The following is a 23,673-nucleotide window of genomic DNA, read 5'->3' as shown; positions in this document are numbered from 1 at the left end:
AATGTTTTCCGCCATTTAACAGAGCTAAGCCCATTACATTTACGATTACAATCATTACGCACACCCCCTTCATTTATTTTCCATTTATAATCTTACAACTTTATTGAGTATTCTGTCAATTTTTTTTTTCGCTTTAGAATAAAATAATCTTTTATCACAAAAAATAAAAGTGATGCATTCTACTTATAATTCAGTTTGAAATAAGAGAATCTTCTGTAAGAAAGGGCATACAAAATAAAAAAATAGTAAGAAATCGCTTTCACAAACATTTCATTTGAAAAATATTATCAAACCACCTACAATCACCTTATACTCACTCTTACAAGTTGCTATTTTAGGAGGACTAATCATGACAACTAGCAATACGTACAAATTTTATTTAAACGGAGAATGGAGAGAAAGCTCTTCAGGTCAAACAATCGACATTCCATCTCCATACTTACACGAAGTAATTGGGCAAGTACAAGCAATTACTCAAGGAGAAGTAGATGAAGCAATTGCATCTGCAAAAGAAGCTCAAAAATCATGGGCTGAAGCTTCTCTACAAGATCGCGCAAAATATTTATATAAATGGGCTGATGAGCTCGTAAATATGCAAGATGAAATTGCCGATATCATTATGAAAGAAGTCGGTAAAGGCTATAAAGATGCGCAAAAAGAAGTCGTTCGTACAGCTGACTTAATTCGTTACACAGTTGACGAAGCACTTCACATGCACGGTGAAAGCATGATGGGTGATAGCTTCCCTGGTGGATCTAAATCTAAACTTGCGATTATTCAGCGCGCACCACTTGGTGTTGTATTAGCAATTGCACCATTTAACTACCCAGTAAACTTATCTGCTGCAAAACTTGCACCAGCACTAATTATGGGTAACGCTGTTATCTTCAAACCAGCAACTCAAGGTGCAATTAGCGGTGTTAAAATGGTTGAAGCACTTCATAAAGCTGGCCTTCCAAAAGGTCTTGTAAACGTAGCTACAGGACGCGGTTCTGTAATTGGTGACTACTTAGTAGAACATCCTGGCGTAAATATGGTATCGTTCACAGGTGGTACCAATACAGGTAAACATTTAGCGAAAAAAGCTGCGATGATTCCACTTGTATTAGAACTTGGTGGTAAAGATCCTGGTATCGTTTGTGAAGATGCAGACTTACAAGAAGCTGCAAAGCATATCGTAAGCGGTGCATTCTCTTACTCAGGTCAACGTTGTACAGCTATTAAGCGTGTACTTGTACATGAAAATGTAGCAGACGAACTAGCTGGCTTATTAAAAGAGCAAGTAGCTGAACTATCAGTTGGATCTCCAGAACAAAACAGCACAATCGTTCCATTAATCGACGACAAATCTGCTGACTTCGTTCAAGGTTTAATTGACGATGCTGCTGAAAAAGGTGCAACAATCGTTATCGGTAACAAACGTGAGCGCAACCTAATTTATCCAACATTAATCGACAACGTAACAGAAGAAATGAAAGTTGCTTGGGAAGAGCCATTTGGCCCAATTCTTCCAATCATCCGTGTTTCTTCTGACGAACAAGCGATTGAAATTGCTAACAAATCAGAGTTCGGTCTGCAAGCAAGTGTCTTCACAAAAGACATTAACAAAGCATTTGCAATTGCTAACAAAATCGACACTGGTTCTGTTCAAATTAACGGACGCACAGAGCGCGGCCCTGACCACTTCCCATTCATCGGTGTAAAAGGTTCAGGTATGGGCGCACAAGGTATTCGTAAGAGCCTTGAGTCTATGACTCGTCAAAAAGTAACTGTATTAAACTTAGTTTAATCTTATATGTAGCAGCTGATCTAATATTTAGGTCAGCTGCTTTTTAGTTAAAACCCTCCAGAACCTAATAACGAATTCTTCTCTATAATCTGATTATTACTATATCCATTGACGTATAAAAATACATTTGTTACTCTTAAACATGTTAATTTAATACATAAATCCTCATTCGTATCTCGGTGAGGTAGAGGTTGCAGTCATTAAGAGTATCATTTCAGGAGATGTAGTGGCATTGATGAAGAAATGAGAAAGGAATGATTGCCGAAGTAAGTCGTGTCCACCATGCACGCTTGCTGGGTCTGCATTTAATAAGTGCAGAACTGTCACAAACGTTTCGTTTGTGGAGAGCTATCGAGAGGTATGTCGTGGGTTTCTTATAAGATAGAAAGCATGTAGCGGCAAGTTTACGTGCTTTTTTTGTTTTGTTTGGAACTTCTCTTCCCTAATAGGAAGACATACATATCTCCTCGCTTGACTTGGTTATACTAACTTTGGAGGTATTTTCTATGCAACAAAAAAAATGGGGCTTTTGGGTACTAACAGCTTTCGTTGTCGGTAACATGGTTGGCGCTGGTATTTTCATGGTACCAAGTACGTTGGCACAAACAGCTAGCCCACTCGGTGTCACTTTAGCTTGGTTAACAACAGGGTTTGGTGTTTTAATGCTAGCTCTTGTTTTCGGTAATTTAGCAATTCGTCGTCCTGATTTAACGACAGGACCACAAAGTCATGCATATGCTTTATTCTCAACACCAAAAAGAAAGAAAATGGCTGGTTTCAGCATGGTATGGGGATATTGGGTTGCAAACTGGGCAAGTAACGTTGCCATTATTACATCTTTCGCGGGATATTTATCGCTCTTCTTCCCAATTATGAAAGATACACGACTACTATTTTCAATTGGCTCTTTCAATATAGAAGTTGGAAAACTAATTACATTTACTATTTGTTCCATCTTACTTTGGGGAACACATTTAATTTTAACAAACGGTGTAAGCGGAGCTGGGAAGCTAAACTTCTTAGCAACAACAACGAAAGTAACTGGATTCCTTCTATTCATCGTCGTTACGTTATTTGCGTTCGAAGCTTCAAAATTTGGACAATGGTACACACCAATGATCGATAAAGAAGGCGTATCACACGGTCTACTTTCACAAGTAAACTTAGCTGCTCTTACAACACTTTGGGCATTTATCGGGATTGAATCAGCCGTTCTTTTATCAAACCGAGCTACTTCTCCCAAAACGGTAAAACGTGCGACTGTTGCCGGTTTACTAATAACAGTTGCAATTTATTTAGGAATTACAATTTTAACAATGGGTGTACTTCACGTTGATAAATTACAAGCTTCTGAACGTCCATTAGCAGATGTGCTAAACGCTGCAATGGGTCACGGCGGCGGGAAACTTATGGCATTACTTGCTCTTACTTCCCTATTCGGCTCAATATTAGGCTGGATTTTATTAAGCTCAGAAGTACCTTATCAAGCAGCAAAAGAAGGTTTCTTCCCTTCCTTCTTCGCAAAAACAAATAAAAAAGGAAGTCCAATTCATTCACTACGATTAACAAACATTATGTCGCAAGTGTTCTTATTCTCAACATTATCAGGAACAATTGCGGAAGCTTATACATTCGTTATTACCGTATCAACACTGGCCTACCTCATTCCATATCTCGTTTCACCAATCTTCCAGTTAAAACTAGTCGCAACTGGTGAAACATATAAAAATGAAATGCGGGCAAGAATTATGGATGGTGTAGTTGCAGTTATCGCACTTTGCTATGCACTATGGGTTATTAAAACCGGCGCATCCGATATAAAAACATTTCTTCTCGGAATTGGTTTATTCGGAATTGGCTTTGCCTTCTATCCATTAATGAATCGTGATCAGAAAAAAAATAAAGAAAAGAAAAACGAGCAAGTTGCGTAACGCAATTTGCTCGTTTTTTACTTTATAAAACATATATAATAGAAAAAAGAGGTGAAAAACATGTCAATCGAATCACTATGGAGCTCTCGCTTTCAACAACATATTCAAAATGCCATCACATACTTTGCACGTATGATTAACGGTTTACTATATAGCTTCATCTTCGTCTCATGTGTAGGTGCATATTATTACGCTAAGTTTCTTAAAACGGATCCTTCTAAAGGAATATCTTTATTACTCATCACGATCGTACTTACACTCATTATAACGAGATGCCAAGTTCGCACATTTATTCAAAAACCGGACGCTGTCTATTTACTTGCATTAGAAGAGAAATTAACATCTTATTTTAAAAAATCTCTTCTATATAATTACATCATTCAGCTTTTCCCGCTTATATTTACGTTCCTTGTTATCGTACCGCTTGCCATGCAATCATTACAACTAACCGTACCTTTCTTATGTACAATCTTTATAATTTTAATGATTCTAAAGGGCTGGAACATATACATACATTGGATGTGGCGTGATAGTTATGAAAAAAGCATATGGTTTATCATTCGCATTGCTTGTAACGCCCTGATCATTTACATGCTGTTTTATACTGCAAATGTGATCGTGTTAGGCGGACTACTCTTACTTCTTGCTTTCCTGCTTCTATACACGAAGAAACAACCTACAAAACGAATACCGTGGGATTACATAATCGAACAAGAAGAAAAAATGGACGTTCGTTTCTATCAATTTGCTAGCATTTTCACCGATGTTCCGCAACTGAATAAGCAAGTAAATAAAAGAAAATGGCTTACAAATTGGATTGAACCTTTATTACATAAAAAACGAGCAACTTTCTTCTATTTACATACACTAGCATTTTTACGCGGTAATGATTATTTCGGTATATATATTCGCTTAGGGTTGATCGGTGCTTTCGCTCTATATTTTATTCCGAATATATATGTAAAAGGTGCTATCGCTTATATCGTCCTATATATGATTTCTATGCAGCTTCGTTCTCTGTGGAAATATTTTTCAGGAAATATTATTGTAGCATTATATCCAATTGATACTGAAGAACGAATGAGTCAATTTCTTAGCTTAATTTTCATATTGCTAAGTATTCAACTCATTTTATTTTCAAGTGTTATACTCATTGCCACAGGGCAATTTTCACATAGTCTTATCATTATGATTATCGGTTTAATCTGGATCAAATTTATTATTGTACCAAAAACGAAGCAACGCGTTTCTTCGTTTTAACGAAAAGAATTATCTTAAAAGCCAAGGAGAAAATAAATTATCTCCTTGGCTTTTTTATTTTTCTTCCTCAAACAAGAATCACTGAAACAACCGATATTTTATGATTTTTACATACAAAAACGATAATACATGTTTACGTCCTAATAAAAAGGGTAGTTATTAAATTAACAGGGCAAAGGAACTGGAGGGAATGAAAAATATGAATTAAAGTTTCACTTTATAAAAGGCGTTGCTCAAGGACGATTCTGGAACCGATTATATAATATAAGGAGCTGATTGCAATGAGTAAAAAAATTGCTATTTTAATAACGGATTATTTCGAGGACACAGAATACACAGAGCCAGTAGAAGCTTTTAATCAAAAGGGATACGAATTAACAACTATTGAAATGGAAAAAGGTAAAACGGTACACGGTAAACAAGGAAAAAGTGAAGTCGTAATTGATAAAAGTATTGATGATGTTTCTCCAGAGAACTTTGATGCCATCTTTATACCAGGCGGATTTTCCCCAGATATACTTCGTGCAGATGAACGTTTTGTTCGCTTTAGCAAAGCATTTATGGATGCGAAAAAACCTGTTTTTGCTATTTGTCACGGCCCCCAATTACTCATCACTGCACAAACACTTGAAGGACGCGATGTGACTGGATATAAATCCATTGCGGTCGATTTGAAAAATGCCGGTGGAAATTTTCATGATAAAGAAGTGGTTGTATGCCAAAATCAGCTAGTAACAAGTAGACAACCAGAGGACATCCCAGTGTTTATTGAAGAATCATTGCGTATATTAGGATAGTTATTATAGGTTAACCAAAGTAGCTAAATAGCTACTTTGGTTAACCTTTTTATTTGTAAAAAACAAAATTAACACCATATGAAACATTTCTTCATCTTTAATGATTTTTTGAGACAGCCTCTTTTCTCGTCCTAAAATTTATAATCACTTTTCATAGGCATTTCTCATATAGTGAAAATGACTATACAATTCCTATCCATACGTTAATAATGATTTCGCACATATAAATAAAAAAGATAGGAGCTCTATTATGAACAACAATCCGCCTGCAACGCCCCAAAACAACTCAGAAGAAAATAGCCGTGACATTAAATTGCAAACATTACGAGTCATCGGACTCATCGTCCTTATTAGTGGTTATATCCTCGTCGCTCTCTCAGAAGTAGGTGAGCTGAAAACCTTATTAACAAACCCTAACGCCAATCCTGATTTAGCTGAAGTTGATCCGTTTTAAAAATTATATAAAAAGCGGGTCCCAGTATAACTGGTTCGCTTTTATATAGTTTCATCCAATCTGAGAAACATTTCCTTCATTCTGATACTTCTCTTTCCCGATCGCCTTCATAAATAATAAAATACTGCTCATACCAGCGATGAAATATAGAGCGCTCATGCCCCAAGATGCAATAAACGAGCCTAGCATAACACCTAATGCACCGTTCATTTTCGCTAATTGAAAGACCATTCCATTAATCGCCATATAAGAACCTCTCGCCTCATTTGGCACCATATCCGCCATTATAGATTGACGAACCGGCACATACATCATCTCTCCTACAGTTTGGAAAAGCCCTGCGATTAATAAGATCCATAAACTATTGCTCGTTCCGAGTATTGTAAATCCAATCGTGTAAATGAATAAACCTACATATAAAATTTTCAAATCGTTGAAGCTTTTCAGCATTTTAATAAGAAGCGCCGAACATAACACAACTAAAATTGTATTCTCTGCCGATATCCAGCTAAGCATTCGAATACCTGTTAAATCGAATGTAAAACCATTCCCGAAGAAAAAGTGCACCGTTTCAAATTCCTTCTGTAAACGTATCCCTAAATAATTATTAATTTGAAACTCTAACGATAGTGTACATATACTTGCTGCACAAAAAATTAAAAACGCTCTATCTTTCATCACGACTTTATAACTATCTGCCATATCTTTTAATACATTTTTCTTCTCCACCGTTTTTCGTGCCACATACACTTCTTCCATATATACAGCCATCACATATAAAGTAATGACCGCAACAGCCGTTAATACGATAAACAATTGTAATCTATAGTTCTCAAATAATAATCCGCCAAATATTGCTCCAATCGCAATTGATAAGTTAATAGCCCAGTAGTTAATGCTGTACATCACTTTTCGATTTTCAGGTGTACTCACATCTATTAACATCGCTTCCGTCGCTGGATTCATAAGTCCAGATCCTAAACTATTCACTAACATAAACACAAATGTTAGCCACGGTGAATCTACATAATCTGAGTTTGCAATTCCCATACAAGCAATGGAAACGACTTGTATACTTTGGCCGATAATCATTACTTTTTTACGACCGAGCCGATCTCCAACATACCCACCATATAAACCGATAATTAATGCAGCTAGCACATTGATGAGTAATAAAGCACCAGCAATCGCACTACCTAATTTTATTGAAAAATAAATCGCCATAAATGGAAAAATCATTGTGGATACAGTGCGTGTTAAAAACGAAGTTATAATTCTAATTTTTATATTTCGGTGCATACTCCAAAATCCCATTGTTTCCCCCTCCTTATGCTTATTCATTTTACTTTGAAAAAGAGGAAGAAAAAGGTTAGAATATTCTAAAGAGTTTCCCCTTTTAAATAGAAGGAAGTGCATACATATGAAGATTATGGACTATTATGTTCGTTTAAGGTTACATTCACAAGATCAGCAACTTATACGAAATAGCTTACAAGAATTAGCGGATATTTTATATTGCAGTACGAAAAACGTGAAGATTTTATTAAAGAAAATGAGCGAGGAACAATTCATTAAGTGGACACCAGGGCGTGGTCGCGGAAATAAAACAGAAATTATATTTGTACATAGTTTCGTAGAAGCAATTGAATCCTATACAGATGAACTGTTAGCCCAAGAAAAATTAAAAGATATCTTTCTTCTTTTAAAAGAGCCCCTTCCTCTTGCAATTCAAAAAAAAATAGAAAATAAACTACATCATCATTTTGGATACGAACCTTCAAATGATATGTATGACATATTGAAGATCCCTATATCAAGAAAGATATTGCCATTAGATCCCGCTTTTACGGCTGTAACAACAGAGGGTCATCTTATTAACCAAATTTTTGATACATTAGTCATTTATAACGATATTACAGAAAAAATGGAACCACACATTGCACATACGTGGGAATTAAGCGAAGACGGGCTTACGTGGACGTTTCATTTACGAAAAGATATATATTTTCATAACGAAACTGTTCTAACTTCTAAAGATGTACAATTTTCATTTGAAAGATTGCAGCAAGCTCAATCTCCTTACGCATGGTTAACACAGGAAATTGTTCAAATTGAAACACCATCACCACTGCAAATACGATTTCATTTAGCAAAACCAAATTTATTTTTCTTACACTATGTGAGTTCCATGCAACTAGCAATTTTGCCACATGATGCAGCCGTTCAAAATCATCATTATATAGGTACTGGACCTTTCAGGCTTGCTCATTACTCTGAAGATAATATCGTACTCGAAGCGTTCACCCATTATTTTAAAGAGCGCGCGTTATTAGACCGTATTGAATTTTGGGGTATTCCTGATCATGTGCAAATAGATGCTGATTATGAATTACCAAATGAGAATGAAAATGAAAGACATGACATACAAATAGAAGAAATAGGCTGTATTTATGCTAGCTTCAACTTTACAAAATCTGGTCCCCACCACGACATTTACTTTCGTAAAGCTTGGAGAGAACTATATGACGTTGAAACGATACTTCGTAATATAGAGGGGCGACGAACAATTGCTGCATCAAGCTTTTTCCCTGAAAGAAGCCGCCAAGCTCAGGGAAGATCCTACTCTTTAGAAAAAGCGAAAGATTATTTGAAAAAGAGCACCTATAATGGAGAAACGATACATATTTATTTCTTCGCATTTAAAGATAGTGCAAATGATGCACATTTCCTAAAAGAACGCTGCGAACAATTAGGAGTACACGTAGAACTTCACCCATTTCTCATTTCAGATTATATGGATCGTTCTATTGATAAACATGCCGATATTATTTTTATGGGCGAAGTGTTTGCTGCTGATCATGAAATTGCATTTTTAAATGTATTTAAAAATAAAAGTTGCTTCGTAAATCGATTCATGGACCCACACTATGCAAAACAAATTAATTGTTTACTTGATACCTTTTTATTAGAAGACAATAAAGAAAAACGGTATAAGCTCATGTATGAGATCGAAGAGTTTTTACAAGCTGAAAACATCATTTTATTTAACTATCACGTTTTAAAAAGAAAAACATACCCTTCTTCTTTAAAAAATGTAACAATTGATTCATTCGGTTGGGCGAATTTTGCGAAGTTATGGATACAGCCATCCCCGCATTAAAATGTGAAGTTTTTTATAAAAGGAGAAGAACCATGAAAAGCAACCTAGAAAAAAGGCTTTCCTATCTATACACAGGTGAGTTATTTTCAGTCATTACTTTTATTTTCACAAGTTACTTACTTAATTATGCTTATCCTACGTTACATTTATATTCCTTATATTCTTTTTGGATCTCATTTCTTCTTTTAGAGTTTATCTTATTACAAGGAACACTTTACTGGTACGTAAAGTGGAAACGACTAAAAAAAGAGAAAACATCTGTTACACCCATTAGGATGATTCAATATTTAAAAATACTTAAAAAGATAAATATAGCATTACTTATCACGGGATTTATTACGTTTACTATTGATTTTGCAATTTGGTATCCCCACTTACCTTTAGGTGGGCTATCATTCACTCTATTTATTTATATTTTTGCATTACTTGAGTACATTAACTATTATCATACTCAGCTTTCATACGATAACATCTCTGATATTAAACATTTAATCAAATCAAAAAAACTAAAACAGTCCTGTATGAGTAAAGATTTTCAACGTATTTCATAAAAGGTTAAATTCCGCTTATGAAGACTTTAAGCTAAGAAAAACTAAGCAATTTTTATGAATGCAAGAGAAGGTACTACCTCCTTAGTAGTACCTTCTCTTACATGTTTAAAGATGAACCTTTTTACGCACAAAGATGCAAACTACTATTAAATTACCTCAGCCAAATGATTCTTCAAGTCCATCAAAAATTTCTCAATATCCGGATTTTTCACCACATCATAACAAGCAAAACTCTTTAACGGACTCATACCAAGAAACTTCTGCACACGATGTAAATGACTAAGCGCTGTTTCTAAACTTTCTCCTTCAAAGAACTTCGTCTTATCTCCGAATGCTTTTTCAGGTGCATTCCAAGTTGTAGAGAACATATAATGCTTCTCTTTTAATAAACCCCCTGTTCCATATTCATCTGCACCTTTAAAGAACAAACCGTATTCATACACTTCATCCATATATGTTTTAAATAATCCCGGGACACTAAACCAGTAAATAGGTGTTTGATAAATTACAACATCAGCCCATAAAAACTTTTCTTGCTCTTCCTTAATACTGTATCCATCTTGAATCGTTGTTGTTTTCACATGATGATTTTCACTTAGTAAACTTATCATGCAATCAGCTAGCGTTTTATTTAATCGACCTTCCTTTGAACCGTATTTTTCATGCCCATTTATAATGAATATATTTTTCATAACTTTTCTCTCCCTTATTTTACTCTTCAGCTATTAATCCAAGTTGCTGCTTCAGCGTAAGATTATCTTCTAAATGCCAATCTTCCGTTATCTTTCCATCCTTCACATGTAAAATATCAATTGCAAAAAAATTGATTTTCTTATCATTATGAGTTCCTGTAAAAGAAAGACGAGCTGTTACTTTATCACCAACGACTAATAAATCTTCAATTTCACAATGTATGTCTGGAACTACTTTACGAAAGTTTTGCGCTGCAAGCTTTAATCCTTCAGTGCCTTGTGGTCGACCTTTCGGCAGTGTGTTATCGAAAAAATTTTCAGTAACCGTCTGCGGAATAAGTTCCTCTTTACCTGTATCCCAAAATGCATAAAAGCGCTGGGCTGCATAAACCATTTCTGTCGCTTCTTTTTTGCCTAGTGAAGGATCGATTGTCATTGTTTTTGGCTTCGGCATTTCCTTCAATAATTGGATTTCAGTTTTTTGCTCACCACTACATGCTACAAGCACAATACAAGTGACAAAAAAACTAAGTAACATAAACAGCTTTTTCATACCCATGGAAATCACCTCCTCTTCATACAAACCCTTTGTTTTTCTTATTGCTATTGTATATGCACTAACTTCCTTTATGGAAGTAGTGATATTTTTTTCATATAGTTACCAAAAAGATAGTTTTGTGATACGATAAGGAAAATTCATTCAAAAAATTTTTATGGAGGCTATTTCCATGAGCAATATAGATCCAGTTGTATTAACGAAAGGTTTACCTGGTATACCTTGTCCTATCGCTAAAACGCTTGACGTAATTAGTACAAAATGGACGTTTTTAATCATTCGTGACCTTCTTATAGAAGGAACTTTACGCTTTAGTGATTTACAAAAATCAATGGACGGGATTAGTCCGAAAACATTATCACTTCGCCTAAAAGAATTGGAAGCACAAGGGATTATAACGAGAAAAGTATATCCAGAAGTTCCACCTCGCGTAGAGTACACGTTAACGGATAAAGGAAAGCAATTAGAGGGGATATTTATTGAATTAAAGCGGTTTGGATTAAGTTTATAAACGAAAAGCCCCTTACCATAAAAATAGTAAGAGGCTTTTCGTTATTCACTACATTACTTCGCAAAACTTTGAGCTAGCTGTTTCTCTCTCCACATAAATGTAATGCCGAGACCAACGATTAAAACAACACCTGAAAATGCATATGGATAATTAATGTTTATATCAAATAATATTCCGCCCATCGCTGGTCCTGCGATATTTCCTAAACTCGTATACGTTGAGTTCATACCAGCAACGAATCCTTGCTCTTTTCCAGCTGCTTTTGATAAAAACGTCGTTAAAGCTGGACGAAGCAAATCAAATGCTAGGAAAATAAAGCAAGTAACGAGAAGTACAATCCAATAATTAAAGACTACAGTTGAGACGAATGCTAATACTGCCCCTACAATTAAACATATTTGAATTAATACTTTCTCACCGAACATGTCAACCAATTTGCCAAACATAAATACTTGCACAACTACCCCAAAGATGGAGCTAATCGTAATAATTGCAGCAATATCTTTCGGTGTGAAACCAAATTTATGATCAGAGAACAGGCTAAACACAGTTTCATATGCTGATAATCCGAATGCGAGTACAAATACAATAATAAATGCGATTGCATACATTGGATTTAATGATTTCTTTAAATCCCCGATAAAGCTTGATTCCTTCGTATTAGCAGAAATCTCTGCAATTTGCTCTTTCGTTAACGGTTCTTTTAAAATAAAGATGGAAATCACACATGCTATAAAGGCAATCACTGCTGCCACAAAGAACGGCACACGTATACCGTATTCTGCAATAAATCCGCCGATTCCAGGCCCTATAATAAATCCAGTGCTGATAGCTGCTGAAAGATAGCCCATCGCCTTTGGACGTTCCTGAATAGATGTAATATCCGCAACATATGCCGTAACACCCGGCATAATAAATGCAGCACTAATTCCACCTAACACCCTCGCTGCATAAAGCATCCACACATCTGTACCTAATCCAAAAAGAAGCTCTGAAACACCAAAAATAAATAATCCAATGATTATCATTTTCTTCCTACCGTAAATGTCGACCCAACGACCCGTAATAGGTGAAGTAATAAGCTGCGCCATTGCAAACACTGCAACGAGATAACCCATCGTCTTTCCTGTTAAATTCATATCATTCATAAAGGACGGCATAACCGGAATGATTAATCCAATCCCTAAAAAAGCGATAAATATATTACTCAAAAGAATGATCAATACCATCTTTTGTTCTTTTATCGGTTTCTTCAATTTTTAACACCTCTTCCCGTAGTTCCTCTCAAAAATAATGCCCAAGAAGCTTTTTCTTTATCCTGCTATTTGTGGGCTCATACTGAGTAAAGATGCCCCCACTCATTAGAATTTCACTCTATCCTTCCACACATACATAAATACATAGTGAATGACTATCATTCAGTTTTCCGCAGAAATGAACCTACCTTTCTAAGATAGGTTCATCTAATTTCTCTATTCTTTTATATGTAGTGCATGTGTTAAAAAATCTAGTACTTCTGCCTTTTGTAGCTCGACTTGCTCATCATCTTTATGATCATATAAATAAACTTGTTCCGCTGCTGATTCAACAAGAGCAATAAATAACTTCGCTGTTCTCTCTGCATGAACCGAATCACGAATTTCACCAGCTTCTTTTGCTTCACTTAAAAATTCACTTAGCCACATATAAAGAGGCTCATACACAGCTTCCCATTCTTTTATATGTTCAGTAGATGCAAGACCCGCATACATTAAAGCTTGTATTTCACGATATTCGGCTATAAAGTTAAACACTGCATCTATTACCTGCTCAACCTTACTTGAAAAAGGTGCATCGTTCTGTACTTTTTCTTTCACTGCAAGTATCATCTTCTCAACCATCACTTCTGCTATTGCAGGCATAACAGATAACTTAGAAGGAAAATATAAATAGAAAGTTCCTTGTGCAATGCCAGCCAATTTCACGATATCAGAAATCTTCGTTTTTTCAACGCCCTTTTCCTGAAACACCTCAATAGCTGCATAGACAATTTTTTCTTTTTTATTCATCATCTAAACCCTTTCACACGCATATTGAATGACTGTCACTCATTTTATAAAATAACTAGCTGTACTGTCAATCATCGTGCACTTTTCATAATAAAAATCTCCCAACAAATCGTTAGGAGATTTAACTTTAATATCCTTTTCTTATGAAAGAGCCTTTAATCCCGTAACTCCACATACGATAAGAGCTACACTAATCAAACGTGCCTTACTTTTCGATTCACCAAACAGAAACATATTTAATAAAACAGCTCCTGCTGTTCCAATGCCAATCCAAACCGCATAAGCTACACTTACTTGTAAGAACAAGAAAGATGTGTATAAGAATGCAAAGGAAGTTGCAAATCCACCTATATAAATCGCTCCATTTGTTAACGTCTTATCTTTACTATACATTTTAAGGCCTATCACACCGACTATTTCACTAATTGCAGCACAAAATACGAAAATCCAACCCATTTTTAAGCAGCTCCTTTCACAATTTCTTCCGCGGTTTCTTCTTTATTATCAGCTAATTTTAAACCGATCACGCCCGCTACGACCATTACGATAAAGAATAGCTTTCCTAAACTGAAACTGCCGCCGAAAAGGAATACATCCATTAGGAAAGTACCAACCGTACCAGCTCCGGCAAACACAGCATATACAGTCCCTGTTGCAAGATGTTCGCACGCTTTCGATAGGAAGTAAAAATCAACAGCGATAACTCCTACAATAATGACCCAATGCCACCAAGTATGAGCTGTATTAAAACCAAACACCCAAAAAATTTCAAAGATACATGTTAATATGACATATAACCAAGCTTTATTCTTCATATCTCTCACCTTCTATTATTTACTGACTGACCGTCAGTCATTTTTAATTTAAAAAATATAATCTCACGCTAACTACTATTTAAAAAACCAATATCATCCTCATTTATCCTTATATTTGTTCCGTTATTAAGCTAACTACATATAAAAGTTGCTTATCTACACCCTTTCACAGAAAAAAATGACTGAATGTCATTCATAAATATTCTACATGACCAATTGATAAAGTGTCAACACCCGGATTCTATTAACCAAAAAATATTTTAAATTTCTTAAATCCACATGTATATTTCTTAATAATCTGTCAATAATGGTAGTAACATAATATTTTCTCCATTCCCCCCTTGGAGATCCCTTTGAATCGAGCAGTTGCTTTTAGCTAACTGCTCTTTTTTAATTTATCGGCACATTATAATAAAATACTCATAGATAAATTCCAAAACAAAGACCTGTACTCCCTTTTCAACATGCAACAAAGAACGAAATATTTTGTACGCTATTTACTTTTCAACGAGTCTTTGTATGCAATAATTTTATTTTCGAGCATCTTCTCTGTAACTTCTAAATTTTCTCTTTGAATCTGAATAGATTTCCTATGATCTTCTAAGAGCTGTAAACGAGCTTCGGTTGTATGCTCCCCTTCTAAATATAATCTAGCATATTCTCTTATTTTCGCTATCGGCATTTGTGTTTGTTTTAATTTCATTACAAACTGCAACCACTTTATATGTGACTCTTCATACAATCTATTCCCATTTGCATCGCGATTTGCAATTAATATGTTCTCCTTTTCATAATAACGTAATGTATGTGTGCTCACTCCTAATAATTTAGCTACCTCGCTAATTGTGTACATAACCATACTCCCTCCGCACGCCATTTACTCTCATATATTTTACTGCCTTATCCAAATTATAAAAAACATTTGACTTAGAGTATACTCTAACAAATACAATCTAACCATGATAAATTAATTTGAATTTAGGAGGCTTTTATATGAAATATACTGTTATTACTGGTGCTAGTTCAGGAATTGGCTATGAATCCGCTTTAGCCTTTGCATCTCGCGGAAAAAACTTAATACTTGTTGCTCGAAGACAAGCCGAATTAGAAGAATTAAAATTGAAAATTAACGAAATGCATCCAGAATTGGATGTTGTCATTCGAAGAACTGATTTATCAGTCACTGAAGAAGTTTATAAATTTTATGAAAGTCTACAAAGTTTTCAAATTGAAACGTGGATTAACAACGCAGGTTTTGGTAATTTCGCCTCAATTGCTGAACAAAATTTAAACAAGATAGAAACGATGTTGCATGTAAATATAGAAGCACTAACAATACTATCTTCCCTTTTCGTTCGAAATTATTCAATGACCGCAGGAACACAGCTTATTAACGTTTCATCAGGCGGTGGATACACGATTGTTGCTGATGCTGTTACGTATTGCGCTACGAAATTTTATGTAAGTGCATTTACAGAAGGACTATCTCACGAACTGAAAGAACAAGGTGCAAAACTACAAGCAAAAGTTTTAGCTCCTGCTGCAACTGAAACAGAATTCGCAAAACGTTCATTTGATATTGATGAATTCCAATACGATAATGTTGTACCGAAATTCCACACTGCAAAACAAATGGCACAATTTATGCTCGACCTTTATGATAGCGATAAAGTTGTAGGGCTTGTCGATGGTTCTACTTATAACTATGAGCTTAAAAATCCCATTTTTAATTTTGCAGTAAGACAAACGAATTCAAATTCTTAACAACATCTCATTTCTGATTAAAATATAGATACCCACTATTTCTTAAATAATAGTGGGCCTTTTTTCTCTCTAAAAATTTCACCCAACATACCGTATCATCGCCACCTCATCACAATAATTGACTTTTGGACAATGTCTACAATCAACCCATACTTTCTCTGGCAGCAATTCTTTATTTACAAAATCAAATCCACACTTTTGAAAAAATACTGTTTCATACGTTAAAGAAATCACCCTTTTTACATTTATTTTCGTCGCTTCCTCCATCACATGACTCACGAGCATACGCCCTATCCCTTTTCCTGCATATGTATGCGAAACTACTAACGATCGTACTTCTGCAAGGTCCTCTCCTAACACATGTAAACCAGCAACTCCAACGACTTCCTCTCCTTCTTTCATAACGTATAAACATTGTAAATATTGATAGAGTGACAAAAGAGAACGCGGCAAAACAACTCCTTCTTTTGCATACATTTCAATGAGATTATAAATTTCTTTCACATCACTTGTAACCGCATTAAAGATTTTCATATTATATCCCCTTGCCCCCAGTGTTAATATTTATAACATTGTATGAATTTTAATTCATAATTTCATATAATAATACATCTCTCTTTTCTCTCCGTCAATCACTTCTCTGAATTTTACATAAACAAAAACCAAGCAACTTAATCGATGCTCGGTTCCTCATTTCGTATCGGCAATACCGTTGAATATTTAATTTCACGAAGTGCTAAACTCGTCTGTATACGTGTAATACCAAGCTTATTCAGCTTTCTAATAAAATGCTCCAGTTCCTTACGATCACGATTCGCAACTTTTAATAAATAATCATACTCTCCTGTTAAACAGTGACATTCTAACACTTCAGGCATAGATTCTAATTCTCGTTCTAACACTTCAAGCTTTTCATACTGATGAATATTCGTGCTCATAAAAATGAAACATAATAAATCAAATCCAAGCTTTTCTTGATTTAAAATTGCTACTTGCTTATCAATGAATCCTTCCCCATCTAACCTTTTTATTCGTGCATGCATAGCAGCTGGAGATAAATTAACACGGCGTGCCAGCTCTGCATTACTTACTTGTGATTCTTTCTGCAATATATCTAAAATTTTCACATCCAAATCATCAAGCACTTTAATAACAGATGACTCCATCAAAATTCCCCCTTTTTTCTTACCGACGATTATTCGAAGAAACATCTCATAACTTATATAAAACTGAATGTTTTTCTGTAAATAAGATTTCTAACGAAACATTTTATTGAGTTTTTACCATTATACAAAAGAATATATTAGATAATAAAGAAAAATGCTAAAATTATTTACAGTTCATTCTTATTTCAACAAAGGGGTTTTTAGCATGCCTTATTTTTACGTCTTTTTACTATTATTAACAAGCTTATTATGGGGAGGAAATTTTGTCGTTGGGAAATCACTTGTCGATCATGCGTCTCCGATGACACTGACAAGTTTAAGATGGATGATTGCGATTGTTTGTTTATTACCACTCGTATGGTTTAAAGAGAAGAAAATTATTCCACCGCGTGCTGCTATAATCCCATTAGTAATTATGGGAATTACAGGCGTCGCTCTTTTTAACATTTTTCAATTTTTAGCATTAGAAAAAACATCCGCAACGAATGTAGGTCTTATTTCTACATTGAACGCTATTTCGATTGCATTATTTTCTGTGCTATTTCTAAAAGAAAAAGTAAATACACTTCAAATTCTTTCTATGATTCTTTCATTTTTCGGGGTTATGCTCGTCCTTTTAAAAGGAAATTTCGCTCTTTTATTTTCACTACATTTTAATAGCGGAGATTTATGGATGATTGCGGCTGTTTGTATTTGGGGAATCTATTCTGTTTGTAGTAAATGGGCTACAAAAACAACTACACCACTCATGGCAACATTATATTCTGGTATTTTCGGCGTTATTTTATTACTGCCATTTAACATAGGAAGCTTCACTGTTTCCAATATTAATTCTTCTTTCATTACATCACTTTTATATACAGGACTCATTTCAACGGTACTTTGTATGGTGTTTTGGAATATTGGTGTACAGAAATTAGGCGCTACTACATCGGGGATTTTTCTAAATTTCAATCCAATTTTCACAGCTATTTTAGCATTTATTTTCCTTGGAGAAGAACTAACATGGATTCAAATTTTCGGGACAATTATCGTCGTTACAGGGTGCTATTTATTCTCTCATTTTAAAACTGTTTCTCCTCAGACGACTAGAGCTTTAGTACGAAAGCATTCTTAATGAAAAAGCATCGCCACCAGAGTGGCGATGTTTTTATTTACCTTTCATTTCTTTCACATACTGTTTTTCTTCTTCTGGCGATAAACGTTCTGTTGCCTTTCCGGTATCACCACCTTGAATTTCCCACAAAAAGTTATGATCCTCAACCGTTTGTGAAAAGTCTCCTTTCTCCCAACGCTCCAAAGTAGAAAGTAGCTTTGCTTTATATTTAAAATTTGTACTGCCTTCTACTGCGTTCTTCGCACTACGAATTTCCTTATTTGTCATTTCGATAAATCCCCATTTATCAGATGATTTCACTTTTTGATGTACCATCCTATGCATTGTAGAAATAATTTCATCCTCACTAAATTGTGGCTTCTCTTCCTTTGCTTTCTTCCCTTGTTGATCCATTACTTTTTGTACTTTAAGGCTCTTCTCCTCCTCCTCTATATAATTAAGAAGTTTAGTAACACCGAATACAGCTCCTACCGCAATTACAATCATTGTAATTGTCCCTATTATCCATTTTTTCATATTATGTACTCCCCATTCCCCCTAATAATTACATAAACAAATGGAATCGCCTGCACATAGTCGATTCCATTTGTTTCCTTATTTTATTTTAAGCCTTCATCGCTTCTCGTACAATGTAACTGTCCACATATTGCTTAAATTTCACGATTTTTCCATTTTTAAGTTGCCATACATGAACAAATTCCGCCTCAAATGATTTTCCCGTCTCTTTATAAACTCCTGAATAAACACCTTCAGCAATAATTACATCTTTTCCGTTTACTTCATGGTACGTATTTACACTCGCTTTATAATCATCCCATTCTGATCCTAAACGACTAAATACATTTTCCATTATAGCTTCTGTACCTATATACGTTCCGCCGTACGGAAAACCTTCTGCCTCTGTCCATTCCACTTTTTCAGAAAATGCTTCTGCTAAATGTTTTGCATTCGAAGAAGCTGATCCTTCATACGTGCTTTGAATAATTTCTAAATTTGTTTTTTGCTTCATTATTTTTTCGCCCCAAAAGCGTTTGCCGCTAAAATAAGTCCAATTTCTAACGCTTTAACGCGCGGGAATCGTTCCTTTATTGCCGTTTGAATTTCTTCACTTGAAGGATTTCCTGCAAGAACTTCATCAAATGCAACTAAATATTTACGAGTATGTTTAATCGCGTCTGCTGTATTTGGTACGTCATAATCACGATGACCCGCTACAACAATTTCAGGATGAAGATTTTCAAGTTCACTTAATGTTTCTAACCATTTATGACGAGCTTCAGCATCTGTTTCTAACGTCCATACGAAAGTATTGTTATAAACGATATCGCCTGTAACAACGGCTTTTAATGATGGAATCCATACATAACTATTATTCGGTGTATCACCTTGCAAACCACCTTTAATGATTAAATCATTTCCCTCTAAAATCAATTTCTCTTCTGTTAATTCCTCTGGAACAATTGGTTGATGAGGAACATTATGCCCAATAGATGGTTTCCACTGTTCCACTTTCTTCTCAAATGTGTTACGAATATCTTCAACAGTATTCCGTAATGCAACAATCTTCGCTTCTGGAAATGCTTCATGTAATACATTTAATCCAAAATAGTGATCTGGATGGAAATGAGTCACATAAATATGAGTTAAATTCTTTCCTGTTTCAATAATTTGAGCTGCTAAACGGTGCGCATCACTTAATAAAAATTGTGCATCGATAAGAATTGCATCTTTTTCTCCGTATACAATTGTGGATGTAACTTGAAATGCTTGCTCAGATCCTGTAAAAACCTCTAAATGTAATTTTGACATGTTATTTCCTCCACTTTTTATTTACTCTTTTATATTCCTTTATTCTTTAAGCTTTATTCTAGTTGTAACTAATTTAGTTACAACTAGAATAAAAAAATATATGAATCATTTTATTACTAATCGACTTGATGTAATCATTATAGTTACACCAAGTCGTCAAGTCAACACTTAAAAAATGAAATTTACTTCGTTTTCATTACTTTCTCTTTTAAGAAACGATCTACATATCCTTCTGTTTTTACAACGAATAAATACGCACCCATTGATAATAATGCAAGATCTAATTCATATCCCGGATTCTTTCCATCTCCTAATAAGCCTGCTGCTCCATTTACCTTTACGATAGCTCCAGCCAAAATAAGAGCGAATAACAATCCTACATACCTCACGCCTAAACCGATAATCAATAATATACCACCAACTAATTCAACTGTTGCTACGCCGTATGCAAGACCACCTGGTAAACCGATGCTTGTAAACCATCCTGCTACGTTATCTATACCTGATTGAAACTTTGCTAAACCGTGTGCAAAAAAAGTAACTCCTAATACGATACGAATAATTAAATTCCCAATATATTGATTCATTCTGAACTCTCCTTTTTTGTTTTGTTATGGTGAACATTTATTCACAAGACAAAACAATACGGTATTTCTTTTCATTCGTCAAATACTTTTTTTAAAGAAAACAAAAAACATTATCCGTTTTACGAATAATGTCTTTTATAAAATAGCGCTAATTCAAGCTTTTACTCTATCGCACAGAAAAAGTTGAAACTTTTTTCCAGCACCAATATAGGGCAATAACGGCACGTCCTCTTCCACAACCATTCCAACAACATTCACTTTCCTATCTTCAGGTAAATCATTTATAACTATTTGCATTTCACCAGCATATCTACCGTACAATTCATTATCAATTGTAATACTGCCTCGTTTTCTTGAAATTGTATTCATCGGTTGTAATGCAACTTTATTTTCTTCTCTTGATTCTACAGAGCGAGTTACGTCACGAGCCGGATCAAGCCTGTTCGTATGCACTCGTTCTATCAGTTGCACTGTGTCGCTATCATTTATAAACGATTGATACCGCACCGGAATAATCCCACCACTCGCACTCGAGATTTCTTGTACACTTTCTAGGCTCCCACTTATGTCTCCAATTAACACTTTATCAATGTCACACTCTTGAACAAGTTCTAAATACGCTTCAAGTGGCCGCATATAGCGGTGCTTTTCTAAAGTTGGTAAACCCTCATATAACGGACCGCGTTTTTCACCATCTCCCGGAATAAACGCCATCGTTTTTATTCCGCACTCATGTAAATATTTATTTTGTTTTTGCAAAAACGACTTTGCTAGTCCTGTTTCTGGACGTGGATAAAAATTATGCCACGCTTCTATACGATCTACTCGTATATTTTCCGCAAGTAACTCTTTCCAAAATGATTCTGTAATCGTACTCGCATTTAAAGCTACCTTCATCTTATGAGATACACGTGCGATTTCTTTTGGCGTAATACCGTAATCCATTCGTAAACCAGTAATGCCAAAGTCTAATAACTCTTCCACATTTTCATACGTCATCCCTAAATGGTTTAACGATTTTGGAGAGACATCAACCATTAATTCCATTTCATTTTCGAGAGCTTGTTTCCCAAGTATTTGAATTAACTCCTTATACCTATTCGGATCATCTTCTGGAATGTGAAGAGATGTAAAAACAGATGAAAATCCGTTTTCTTTCGCTAGTTTTAACCATGCTTCTTGTTTCTCTACTCGCTCTTTTGAAAGATAAATTGAAACTCCTATCATATAAATCTCTCCTTCTATTAATATAAAAAAAGAGAAAGGAATCCCTTTCTCTATATGTTTTCTGCCATTTCTTCTTTAAAGCCGAAGAAGTACGTAAAGATGAATCCGAAAATATATGCAACTACTAATCCAAGGAAATATAATAAATATTTATTATCAGCAATTAACGGAATTAATGATAATCCTGATACACCTATTCCGAGTGAAGCCGTTTTCATAACAGCTTGGAATGCACCACCGACAGCCGCTCCTAAACAAGCAGTAATAAACGGTTTCCCAAGTGGCAATGTAACCCCGTATAATAGCGGTTCGCCAATTCCTAAAAATCCTACTGGTAATCCACCTTTAATCACATTACGAAGGCGTTTATTTTTTGTTTTCACATAAATCGCAATTGCTGCTCCTACTTGCCCAGCGCCAGCCATTGCGAGTACTGGTAATAAAGGCGTTACGTGCGTTTGATTAATAAATTCCATATGAATCGGTGTTAAACCGTGATGTAATCCGACCATAACGAGTGGTAAAAACGTTCCGGCTAGCACTGCTCCAGCAAATGCTCCGCCAACATTTAAAATTGCGTTAATACCGCTCGTAATACCATCAGATAAAAATCCCGCTGCTGGCTGAATCGCTAACATCGTTACTATACTTACAGCTAATACAGTAATAAGCGATGTTACAATAATATCAACTGCATTCGGCACTGCTTTTCGTACTCTTCTCTCAACTACTACCATAAGCCATGCTGCAAAAATAACTGCAAACAATCCGCCCCGCCCGGGTACCATTGCTTCACCAAATAATTTCACATTTGCCATCGCTGGATTAAAAATTAAAATACCCGCAATCGCTCCAAGAACTGGTGTCCCGCCAAATTCTTTCGCTGTATTCCAACCGACTAAAATCCCTAAAAATGTAAAGATACCGCCGCCAATAAGTAGTAACATTTGTAGCCATGTTGCATTCGGATCAGCACCTGCGTTTTTTGCGAAGTTAGCAACTCCGTTTATAATTCCTGATGCAACAAGACCAGGTATTAACGGAATAAAAATGTTACCTATTTTTCGTAAAAAGTTCTTCACTGGTGTATTATTTTTCTTCTTCATCTCTGATTTAATCTCTTGACCAATATCTTCAAGATGATGATCTGCAACCTCACCAATTCGTAATCCTGTTAAAACTTCCATTTCGGCTGCTACTTTATTTACCGTTCCTGGACCAACAACAACTTGAAGTGTTTCATCTTCAATGACGCCCATAACGCCTTCAACCTTTTTCAAAAAATCCATATTCACTTTACTTTCATCATGAAGCGTTAACCTCAGTCTCGTCATACAATGAGCAATGCCACGAATATTTTTTACTCCCCCAAGTTGCTCCGAAATTTCTTTGGCCATTCTCTCTTCTTTCTTCATAATAGAATCCCCCTCCCTATTCTT

The 23,673-nt window shown here is 35.3% G+C and carries 26 protein-coding genes and 1 riboswitch; of the genes, 10 read left to right on the top strand and 16 right to left on the bottom strand.

Features of this window, described 5'->3' with window-relative positions:
* Window positions 1-349 precede the first annotated feature (349 nt).
* The 5 genes from gapN (at window position 350) to JFU23_RS19960 (ending at window position 6,231) form a co-directional block, all read left to right on the top strand.
* Window positions 350-1,789: an NADP-dependent glyceraldehyde-3-phosphate dehydrogenase gene (gene gapN / locus JFU23_RS19980; protein ID WP_002010835.1), complete on the top strand. Its 1,440-nt coding sequence runs from the start codon at window positions 350-352 to the stop codon at window positions 1,787-1,789.
* A gap of 177 nt (window positions 1,790-1,966) precedes the next feature.
* Window positions 1,967-2,148: riboswitch (Lysine riboswitch) on the top strand.
* A gap of 147 nt (window positions 2,149-2,295) precedes the next feature.
* Complete coding sequence (locus JFU23_RS19975; protein ID WP_201032539.1) at window positions 2,296-3,720, top strand: amino acid permease; 1,425 nt, start codon at window positions 2,296-2,298, stop codon at window positions 3,718-3,720.
* Window positions 3,721-3,780: 60 nt separating this feature from the next.
* On the top strand, window positions 3,781-4,980 hold the full coding sequence (locus tag JFU23_RS19970; protein WP_201032538.1) for an ABC transporter permease: 1,200 nt from the start codon (window positions 3,781-3,783) through the stop codon (window positions 4,978-4,980).
* A gap of 281 nt (window positions 4,981-5,261) precedes the next feature.
* The gene (locus tag JFU23_RS19965) at window positions 5,262-5,777 is read left to right on the top strand and encodes a type 1 glutamine amidotransferase domain-containing protein (RefSeq protein WP_201032537.1); all 516 of its coding nucleotides are present in this window, start codon (window positions 5,262-5,264) and stop codon (window positions 5,775-5,777) included.
* A gap of 250 nt (window positions 5,778-6,027) precedes the next feature.
* Window positions 6,028-6,231: a hypothetical protein gene (locus JFU23_RS19960; protein WP_002010828.1), complete on the top strand. Its 204-nt coding sequence runs from the start codon at window positions 6,028-6,030 to the stop codon at window positions 6,229-6,231.
* Between the two features lie 51 nt (window positions 6,232-6,282).
* Here the strand turns inward: JFU23_RS19960 and JFU23_RS19955 are convergent, their stop codons facing one another.
* Window positions 6,283-7,545 (bottom strand): MDR family MFS transporter, encoded by a 1,263-nt coding sequence (locus JFU23_RS19955; RefSeq protein WP_201032536.1) that lies wholly within the window; start codon window positions 7,543-7,545, stop codon window positions 6,283-6,285.
* Window positions 7,546-7,651: 106 nt separating this feature from the next.
* Between JFU23_RS19955 and JFU23_RS19950 the strand changes: the two genes are divergently transcribed.
* Window positions 7,652-9,391: an SgrR family transcriptional regulator gene (locus tag JFU23_RS19950; protein ID WP_201032535.1), complete on the top strand. Its 1,740-nt coding sequence runs from the start codon at window positions 7,652-7,654 to the stop codon at window positions 9,389-9,391.
* Between the two features lie 32 nt (window positions 9,392-9,423).
* A complete protein-coding gene (locus tag JFU23_RS19945; protein ID WP_137058413.1) occupies window positions 9,424-9,942 on the top strand; it encodes a general stress protein in 519 nt (172 codons plus the stop codon).
* 146 nt (window positions 9,943-10,088) lie between these two features.
* On the opposite strand, the gene JFU23_RS19940 is transcribed toward JFU23_RS19945, so the two are convergent.
* Both JFU23_RS19940 and JFU23_RS19935 read right to left on the bottom strand, forming a co-directional pair.
* Complete coding sequence (locus tag JFU23_RS19940) at window positions 10,089-10,634, bottom strand: NAD(P)H-dependent oxidoreductase (RefSeq protein WP_201032534.1); 546 nt, start codon at window positions 10,632-10,634, stop codon at window positions 10,089-10,091.
* 19 nt (window positions 10,635-10,653) lie between these two features.
* Complete coding sequence (locus JFU23_RS19935) at window positions 10,654-11,193, bottom strand: ester cyclase (protein ID WP_201032533.1); 540 nt, start codon at window positions 11,191-11,193, stop codon at window positions 10,654-10,656.
* A 169-nt stretch (window positions 11,194-11,362) separates the two neighbouring features.
* Between JFU23_RS19935 and JFU23_RS19930 the strand changes: the two genes are divergently transcribed.
* A complete protein-coding gene (locus JFU23_RS19930; RefSeq protein WP_002166316.1) occupies window positions 11,363-11,701 on the top strand; it encodes a winged helix-turn-helix transcriptional regulator in 339 nt (112 codons plus the stop codon).
* A 53-nt stretch (window positions 11,702-11,754) separates the two neighbouring features.
* Here the strand turns inward: JFU23_RS19930 and JFU23_RS19925 are convergent, their stop codons facing one another.
* The 5 genes from JFU23_RS19925 to JFU23_RS19905 all read right to left on the bottom strand — a co-directional run bounded on the left by JFU23_RS19925 (window position 11,755) and on the right by JFU23_RS19905 (window position 15,417).
* Window positions 11,755-12,957 carry an MFS transporter gene (locus JFU23_RS19925; RefSeq protein WP_201032532.1) on the bottom strand — a complete coding sequence of 401 codons (1,203 nt, stop codon included), beginning with the start codon at window positions 12,955-12,957 and terminating at the stop codon, window positions 11,755-11,757.
* A 216-nt stretch (window positions 12,958-13,173) separates the two neighbouring features.
* Window positions 13,174-13,752: a TetR/AcrR family transcriptional regulator gene (locus JFU23_RS19920; RefSeq protein ID WP_098778294.1), complete on the bottom strand. Its 579-nt coding sequence runs from the start codon at window positions 13,750-13,752 to the stop codon at window positions 13,174-13,176.
* 138 nt (window positions 13,753-13,890) lie between these two features.
* Entirely contained in the window at window positions 13,891-14,205 is a 315-nt protein-coding gene (locus tag JFU23_RS19915; RefSeq protein ID WP_000539704.1) for a DMT family transporter, read from the bottom strand.
* A 2-nt stretch (window positions 14,206-14,207) separates the two neighbouring features.
* Complete coding sequence (locus JFU23_RS19910; RefSeq protein WP_002125474.1) at window positions 14,208-14,564, bottom strand: DMT family transporter; 357 nt, start codon at window positions 14,562-14,564, stop codon at window positions 14,208-14,210.
* A gap of 493 nt (window positions 14,565-15,057) precedes the next feature.
* Complete coding sequence (locus JFU23_RS19905) at window positions 15,058-15,417, bottom strand: MerR family transcriptional regulator (RefSeq protein ID WP_002188427.1); 360 nt, start codon at window positions 15,415-15,417, stop codon at window positions 15,058-15,060.
* A gap of 140 nt (window positions 15,418-15,557) precedes the next feature.
* Here JFU23_RS19905 and JFU23_RS19900 point away from each other — a divergent pair, with 140 nt between their 5' ends.
* A complete protein-coding gene (locus tag JFU23_RS19900) occupies window positions 15,558-16,328 on the top strand; it encodes an SDR family NAD(P)-dependent oxidoreductase (RefSeq protein WP_201032531.1) in 771 nt (256 codons plus the stop codon).
* 78 nt (window positions 16,329-16,406) lie between these two features.
* Here the strand turns inward: JFU23_RS19900 and JFU23_RS19895 are convergent, their stop codons facing one another.
* A complete protein-coding gene (locus JFU23_RS19895; RefSeq protein ID WP_002166324.1) occupies window positions 16,407-16,862 on the bottom strand; it encodes an N-acetyltransferase in 456 nt (151 codons plus the stop codon).
* Between the two features lie 137 nt (window positions 16,863-16,999).
* On the bottom strand, window positions 17,000-17,494 hold the full coding sequence (locus JFU23_RS19890) for an Lrp/AsnC family transcriptional regulator (RefSeq protein WP_063219320.1): 495 nt from the start codon (window positions 17,492-17,494) through the stop codon (window positions 17,000-17,002).
* Window positions 17,495-17,699: 205 nt separating this feature from the next.
* Here JFU23_RS19890 and JFU23_RS19885 point away from each other — a divergent pair, with 205 nt between their 5' ends.
* Entirely contained in the window at window positions 17,700-18,611 is a 912-nt protein-coding gene (locus JFU23_RS19885; RefSeq protein WP_061689692.1) for a DMT family transporter, read from the top strand.
* Between the two features lie 33 nt (window positions 18,612-18,644).
* Here JFU23_RS19885 and JFU23_RS19880 read toward each other — a convergent pair whose 3' ends face one another.
* The 6 genes from JFU23_RS19880 to JFU23_RS19855 all read right to left on the bottom strand — a co-directional run bounded on the left by JFU23_RS19880 (window position 18,645) and on the right by JFU23_RS19855 (window position 23,649).
* On the bottom strand, window positions 18,645-19,127 hold the full coding sequence (locus JFU23_RS19880) for a PRK06770 family protein (protein WP_201032530.1): 483 nt from the start codon (window positions 19,125-19,127) through the stop codon (window positions 18,645-18,647).
* A gap of 88 nt (window positions 19,128-19,215) precedes the next feature.
* Entirely contained in the window at window positions 19,216-19,620 is a 405-nt protein-coding gene (locus tag JFU23_RS19875) for a nuclear transport factor 2 family protein (protein WP_201032529.1), read from the bottom strand.
* The gene (locus tag JFU23_RS19870; RefSeq protein WP_201032528.1) at window positions 19,620-20,420 is read right to left on the bottom strand and encodes an MBL fold metallo-hydrolase; all 801 of its coding nucleotides are present in this window, start codon (window positions 20,418-20,420) and stop codon (window positions 19,620-19,622) included. Before JFU23_RS19870 ends, JFU23_RS19875 begins: the two co-directional genes overlap by 1 nt.
* A 182-nt stretch (window positions 20,421-20,602) precedes the next feature.
* Window positions 20,603-21,007, bottom strand: a complete 405-nt coding sequence (locus JFU23_RS19865) for a DoxX family protein (RefSeq protein WP_201032527.1) — start codon at window positions 21,005-21,007, stop codon at window positions 20,603-20,605.
* Between the two features lie 153 nt (window positions 21,008-21,160).
* Entirely contained in the window at window positions 21,161-22,234 is a 1,074-nt protein-coding gene (locus tag JFU23_RS19860; protein WP_201032526.1) for a DUF871 domain-containing protein, read from the bottom strand.
* Window positions 22,235-22,284: 50 nt separating this feature from the next.
* A complete protein-coding gene (locus JFU23_RS19855) occupies window positions 22,285-23,649 on the bottom strand; it encodes a PTS transporter subunit EIIC (RefSeq protein WP_201032525.1) in 1,365 nt (454 codons plus the stop codon).
* Window positions 23,650-23,673: the final 24 nt, after the last annotated feature.

This window comes from Bacillus sp. TH50, assembly GCF_016650565.1.
Lineage (GTDB): Bacteria > Bacillota > Bacilli > Bacillales > Bacillaceae_G > Bacillus_A > Bacillus_A mycoides.
Note: the sequence above shows the minus strand (reverse complement) of the source record. Positions and strands in the feature narration are given on the sequence as shown.

Excerpts from the sequence above, each read along its gene's own strand:
- gapN (WP_002010835.1), top strand. The coding sequence starts at position 350 with ATGACAACTAGCAATACGTACAAATTTTATTTAAACGGAGAATGGAGA.
- JFU23_RS19975 (WP_201032539.1), top strand. The coding sequence starts at position 2,296 with ATGCAACAAAAAAAATGGGGCTTTTGGGTACTAACAGCTTTCGTTGTC.
- JFU23_RS19970 (WP_201032538.1), top strand. The coding sequence starts at position 3,781 with ATGTCAATCGAATCACTATGGAGCTCTCGCTTTCAACAACATATTCAA.
- JFU23_RS19965 (WP_201032537.1), top strand. The coding sequence starts at position 5,262 with ATGAGTAAAAAAATTGCTATTTTAATAACGGATTATTTCGAGGACACA.
- JFU23_RS19960 (WP_002010828.1), top strand. The coding sequence starts at position 6,028 with ATGAACAACAATCCGCCTGCAACGCCCCAAAACAACTCAGAAGAAAAT.
- JFU23_RS19955 (WP_201032536.1), bottom strand. The coding sequence starts at position 7,545 with ATGGGATTTTGGAGTATGCACCGAAATATAAAAATTAGAATTATAACT.
- JFU23_RS19950 (WP_201032535.1), top strand. The coding sequence starts at position 7,652 with ATGAAGATTATGGACTATTATGTTCGTTTAAGGTTACATTCACAAGAT.
- JFU23_RS19945 (WP_137058413.1), top strand. The coding sequence starts at position 9,424 with ATGAAAAGCAACCTAGAAAAAAGGCTTTCCTATCTATACACAGGTGAG.
- JFU23_RS19940 (WP_201032534.1), bottom strand. The coding sequence starts at position 10,634 with ATGAAAAATATATTCATTATAAATGGGCATGAAAAATACGGTTCAAAG.
- JFU23_RS19935 (WP_201032533.1), bottom strand. The coding sequence starts at position 11,193 with ATGGGTATGAAAAAGCTGTTTATGTTACTTAGTTTTTTTGTCACTTGT.
- JFU23_RS19930 (WP_002166316.1), top strand. The coding sequence starts at position 11,363 with ATGAGCAATATAGATCCAGTTGTATTAACGAAAGGTTTACCTGGTATA.
- JFU23_RS19920 (WP_098778294.1), bottom strand. The coding sequence starts at position 13,752 with ATGATGAATAAAAAAGAAAAAATTGTCTATGCAGCTATTGAGGTGTTT.
- JFU23_RS19915 (WP_000539704.1), bottom strand. The coding sequence starts at position 14,205 with ATGGGTTGGATTTTCGTATTTTGTGCTGCAATTAGTGAAATAGTCGGT.
- JFU23_RS19910 (WP_002125474.1), bottom strand. The coding sequence starts at position 14,564 with ATGAAGAATAAAGCTTGGTTATATGTCATATTAACATGTATCTTTGAA.
- JFU23_RS19905 (WP_002188427.1), bottom strand. The coding sequence starts at position 15,417 with ATGTACACAATTAGCGAGGTAGCTAAATTATTAGGAGTGAGCACACAT.
- JFU23_RS19900 (WP_201032531.1), top strand. The coding sequence starts at position 15,558 with ATGAAATATACTGTTATTACTGGTGCTAGTTCAGGAATTGGCTATGAA.
- JFU23_RS19895 (WP_002166324.1), bottom strand. The coding sequence starts at position 16,862 with ATGAAAATCTTTAATGCGGTTACAAGTGATGTGAAAGAAATTTATAAT.
- JFU23_RS19890 (WP_063219320.1), bottom strand. The coding sequence starts at position 17,494 with ATGGAGTCATCTGTTATTAAAGTGCTTGATGATTTGGATGTGAAAATT.
- JFU23_RS19885 (WP_061689692.1), top strand. The coding sequence starts at position 17,700 with ATGCCTTATTTTTACGTCTTTTTACTATTATTAACAAGCTTATTATGG.
- JFU23_RS19880 (WP_201032530.1), bottom strand. The coding sequence starts at position 19,127 with ATGAAAAAATGGATAATAGGGACAATTACAATGATTGTAATTGCGGTA.
- JFU23_RS19875 (WP_201032529.1), bottom strand. The coding sequence starts at position 19,620 with ATGAAGCAAAAAACAAATTTAGAAATTATTCAAAGCACGTATGAAGGA.
- JFU23_RS19870 (WP_201032528.1), bottom strand. The coding sequence starts at position 20,420 with ATGTCAAAATTACATTTAGAGGTTTTTACAGGATCTGAGCAAGCATTT.
- JFU23_RS19865 (WP_201032527.1), bottom strand. The coding sequence starts at position 21,007 with ATGAATCAATATATTGGGAATTTAATTATTCGTATCGTATTAGGAGTT.
- JFU23_RS19860 (WP_201032526.1), bottom strand. The coding sequence starts at position 22,234 with ATGATAGGAGTTTCAATTTATCTTTCAAAAGAGCGAGTAGAGAAACAA.
- JFU23_RS19855 (WP_201032525.1), bottom strand. The coding sequence starts at position 23,649 with ATGAAGAAAGAAGAGAGAATGGCCAAAGAAATTTCGGAGCAACTTGGG.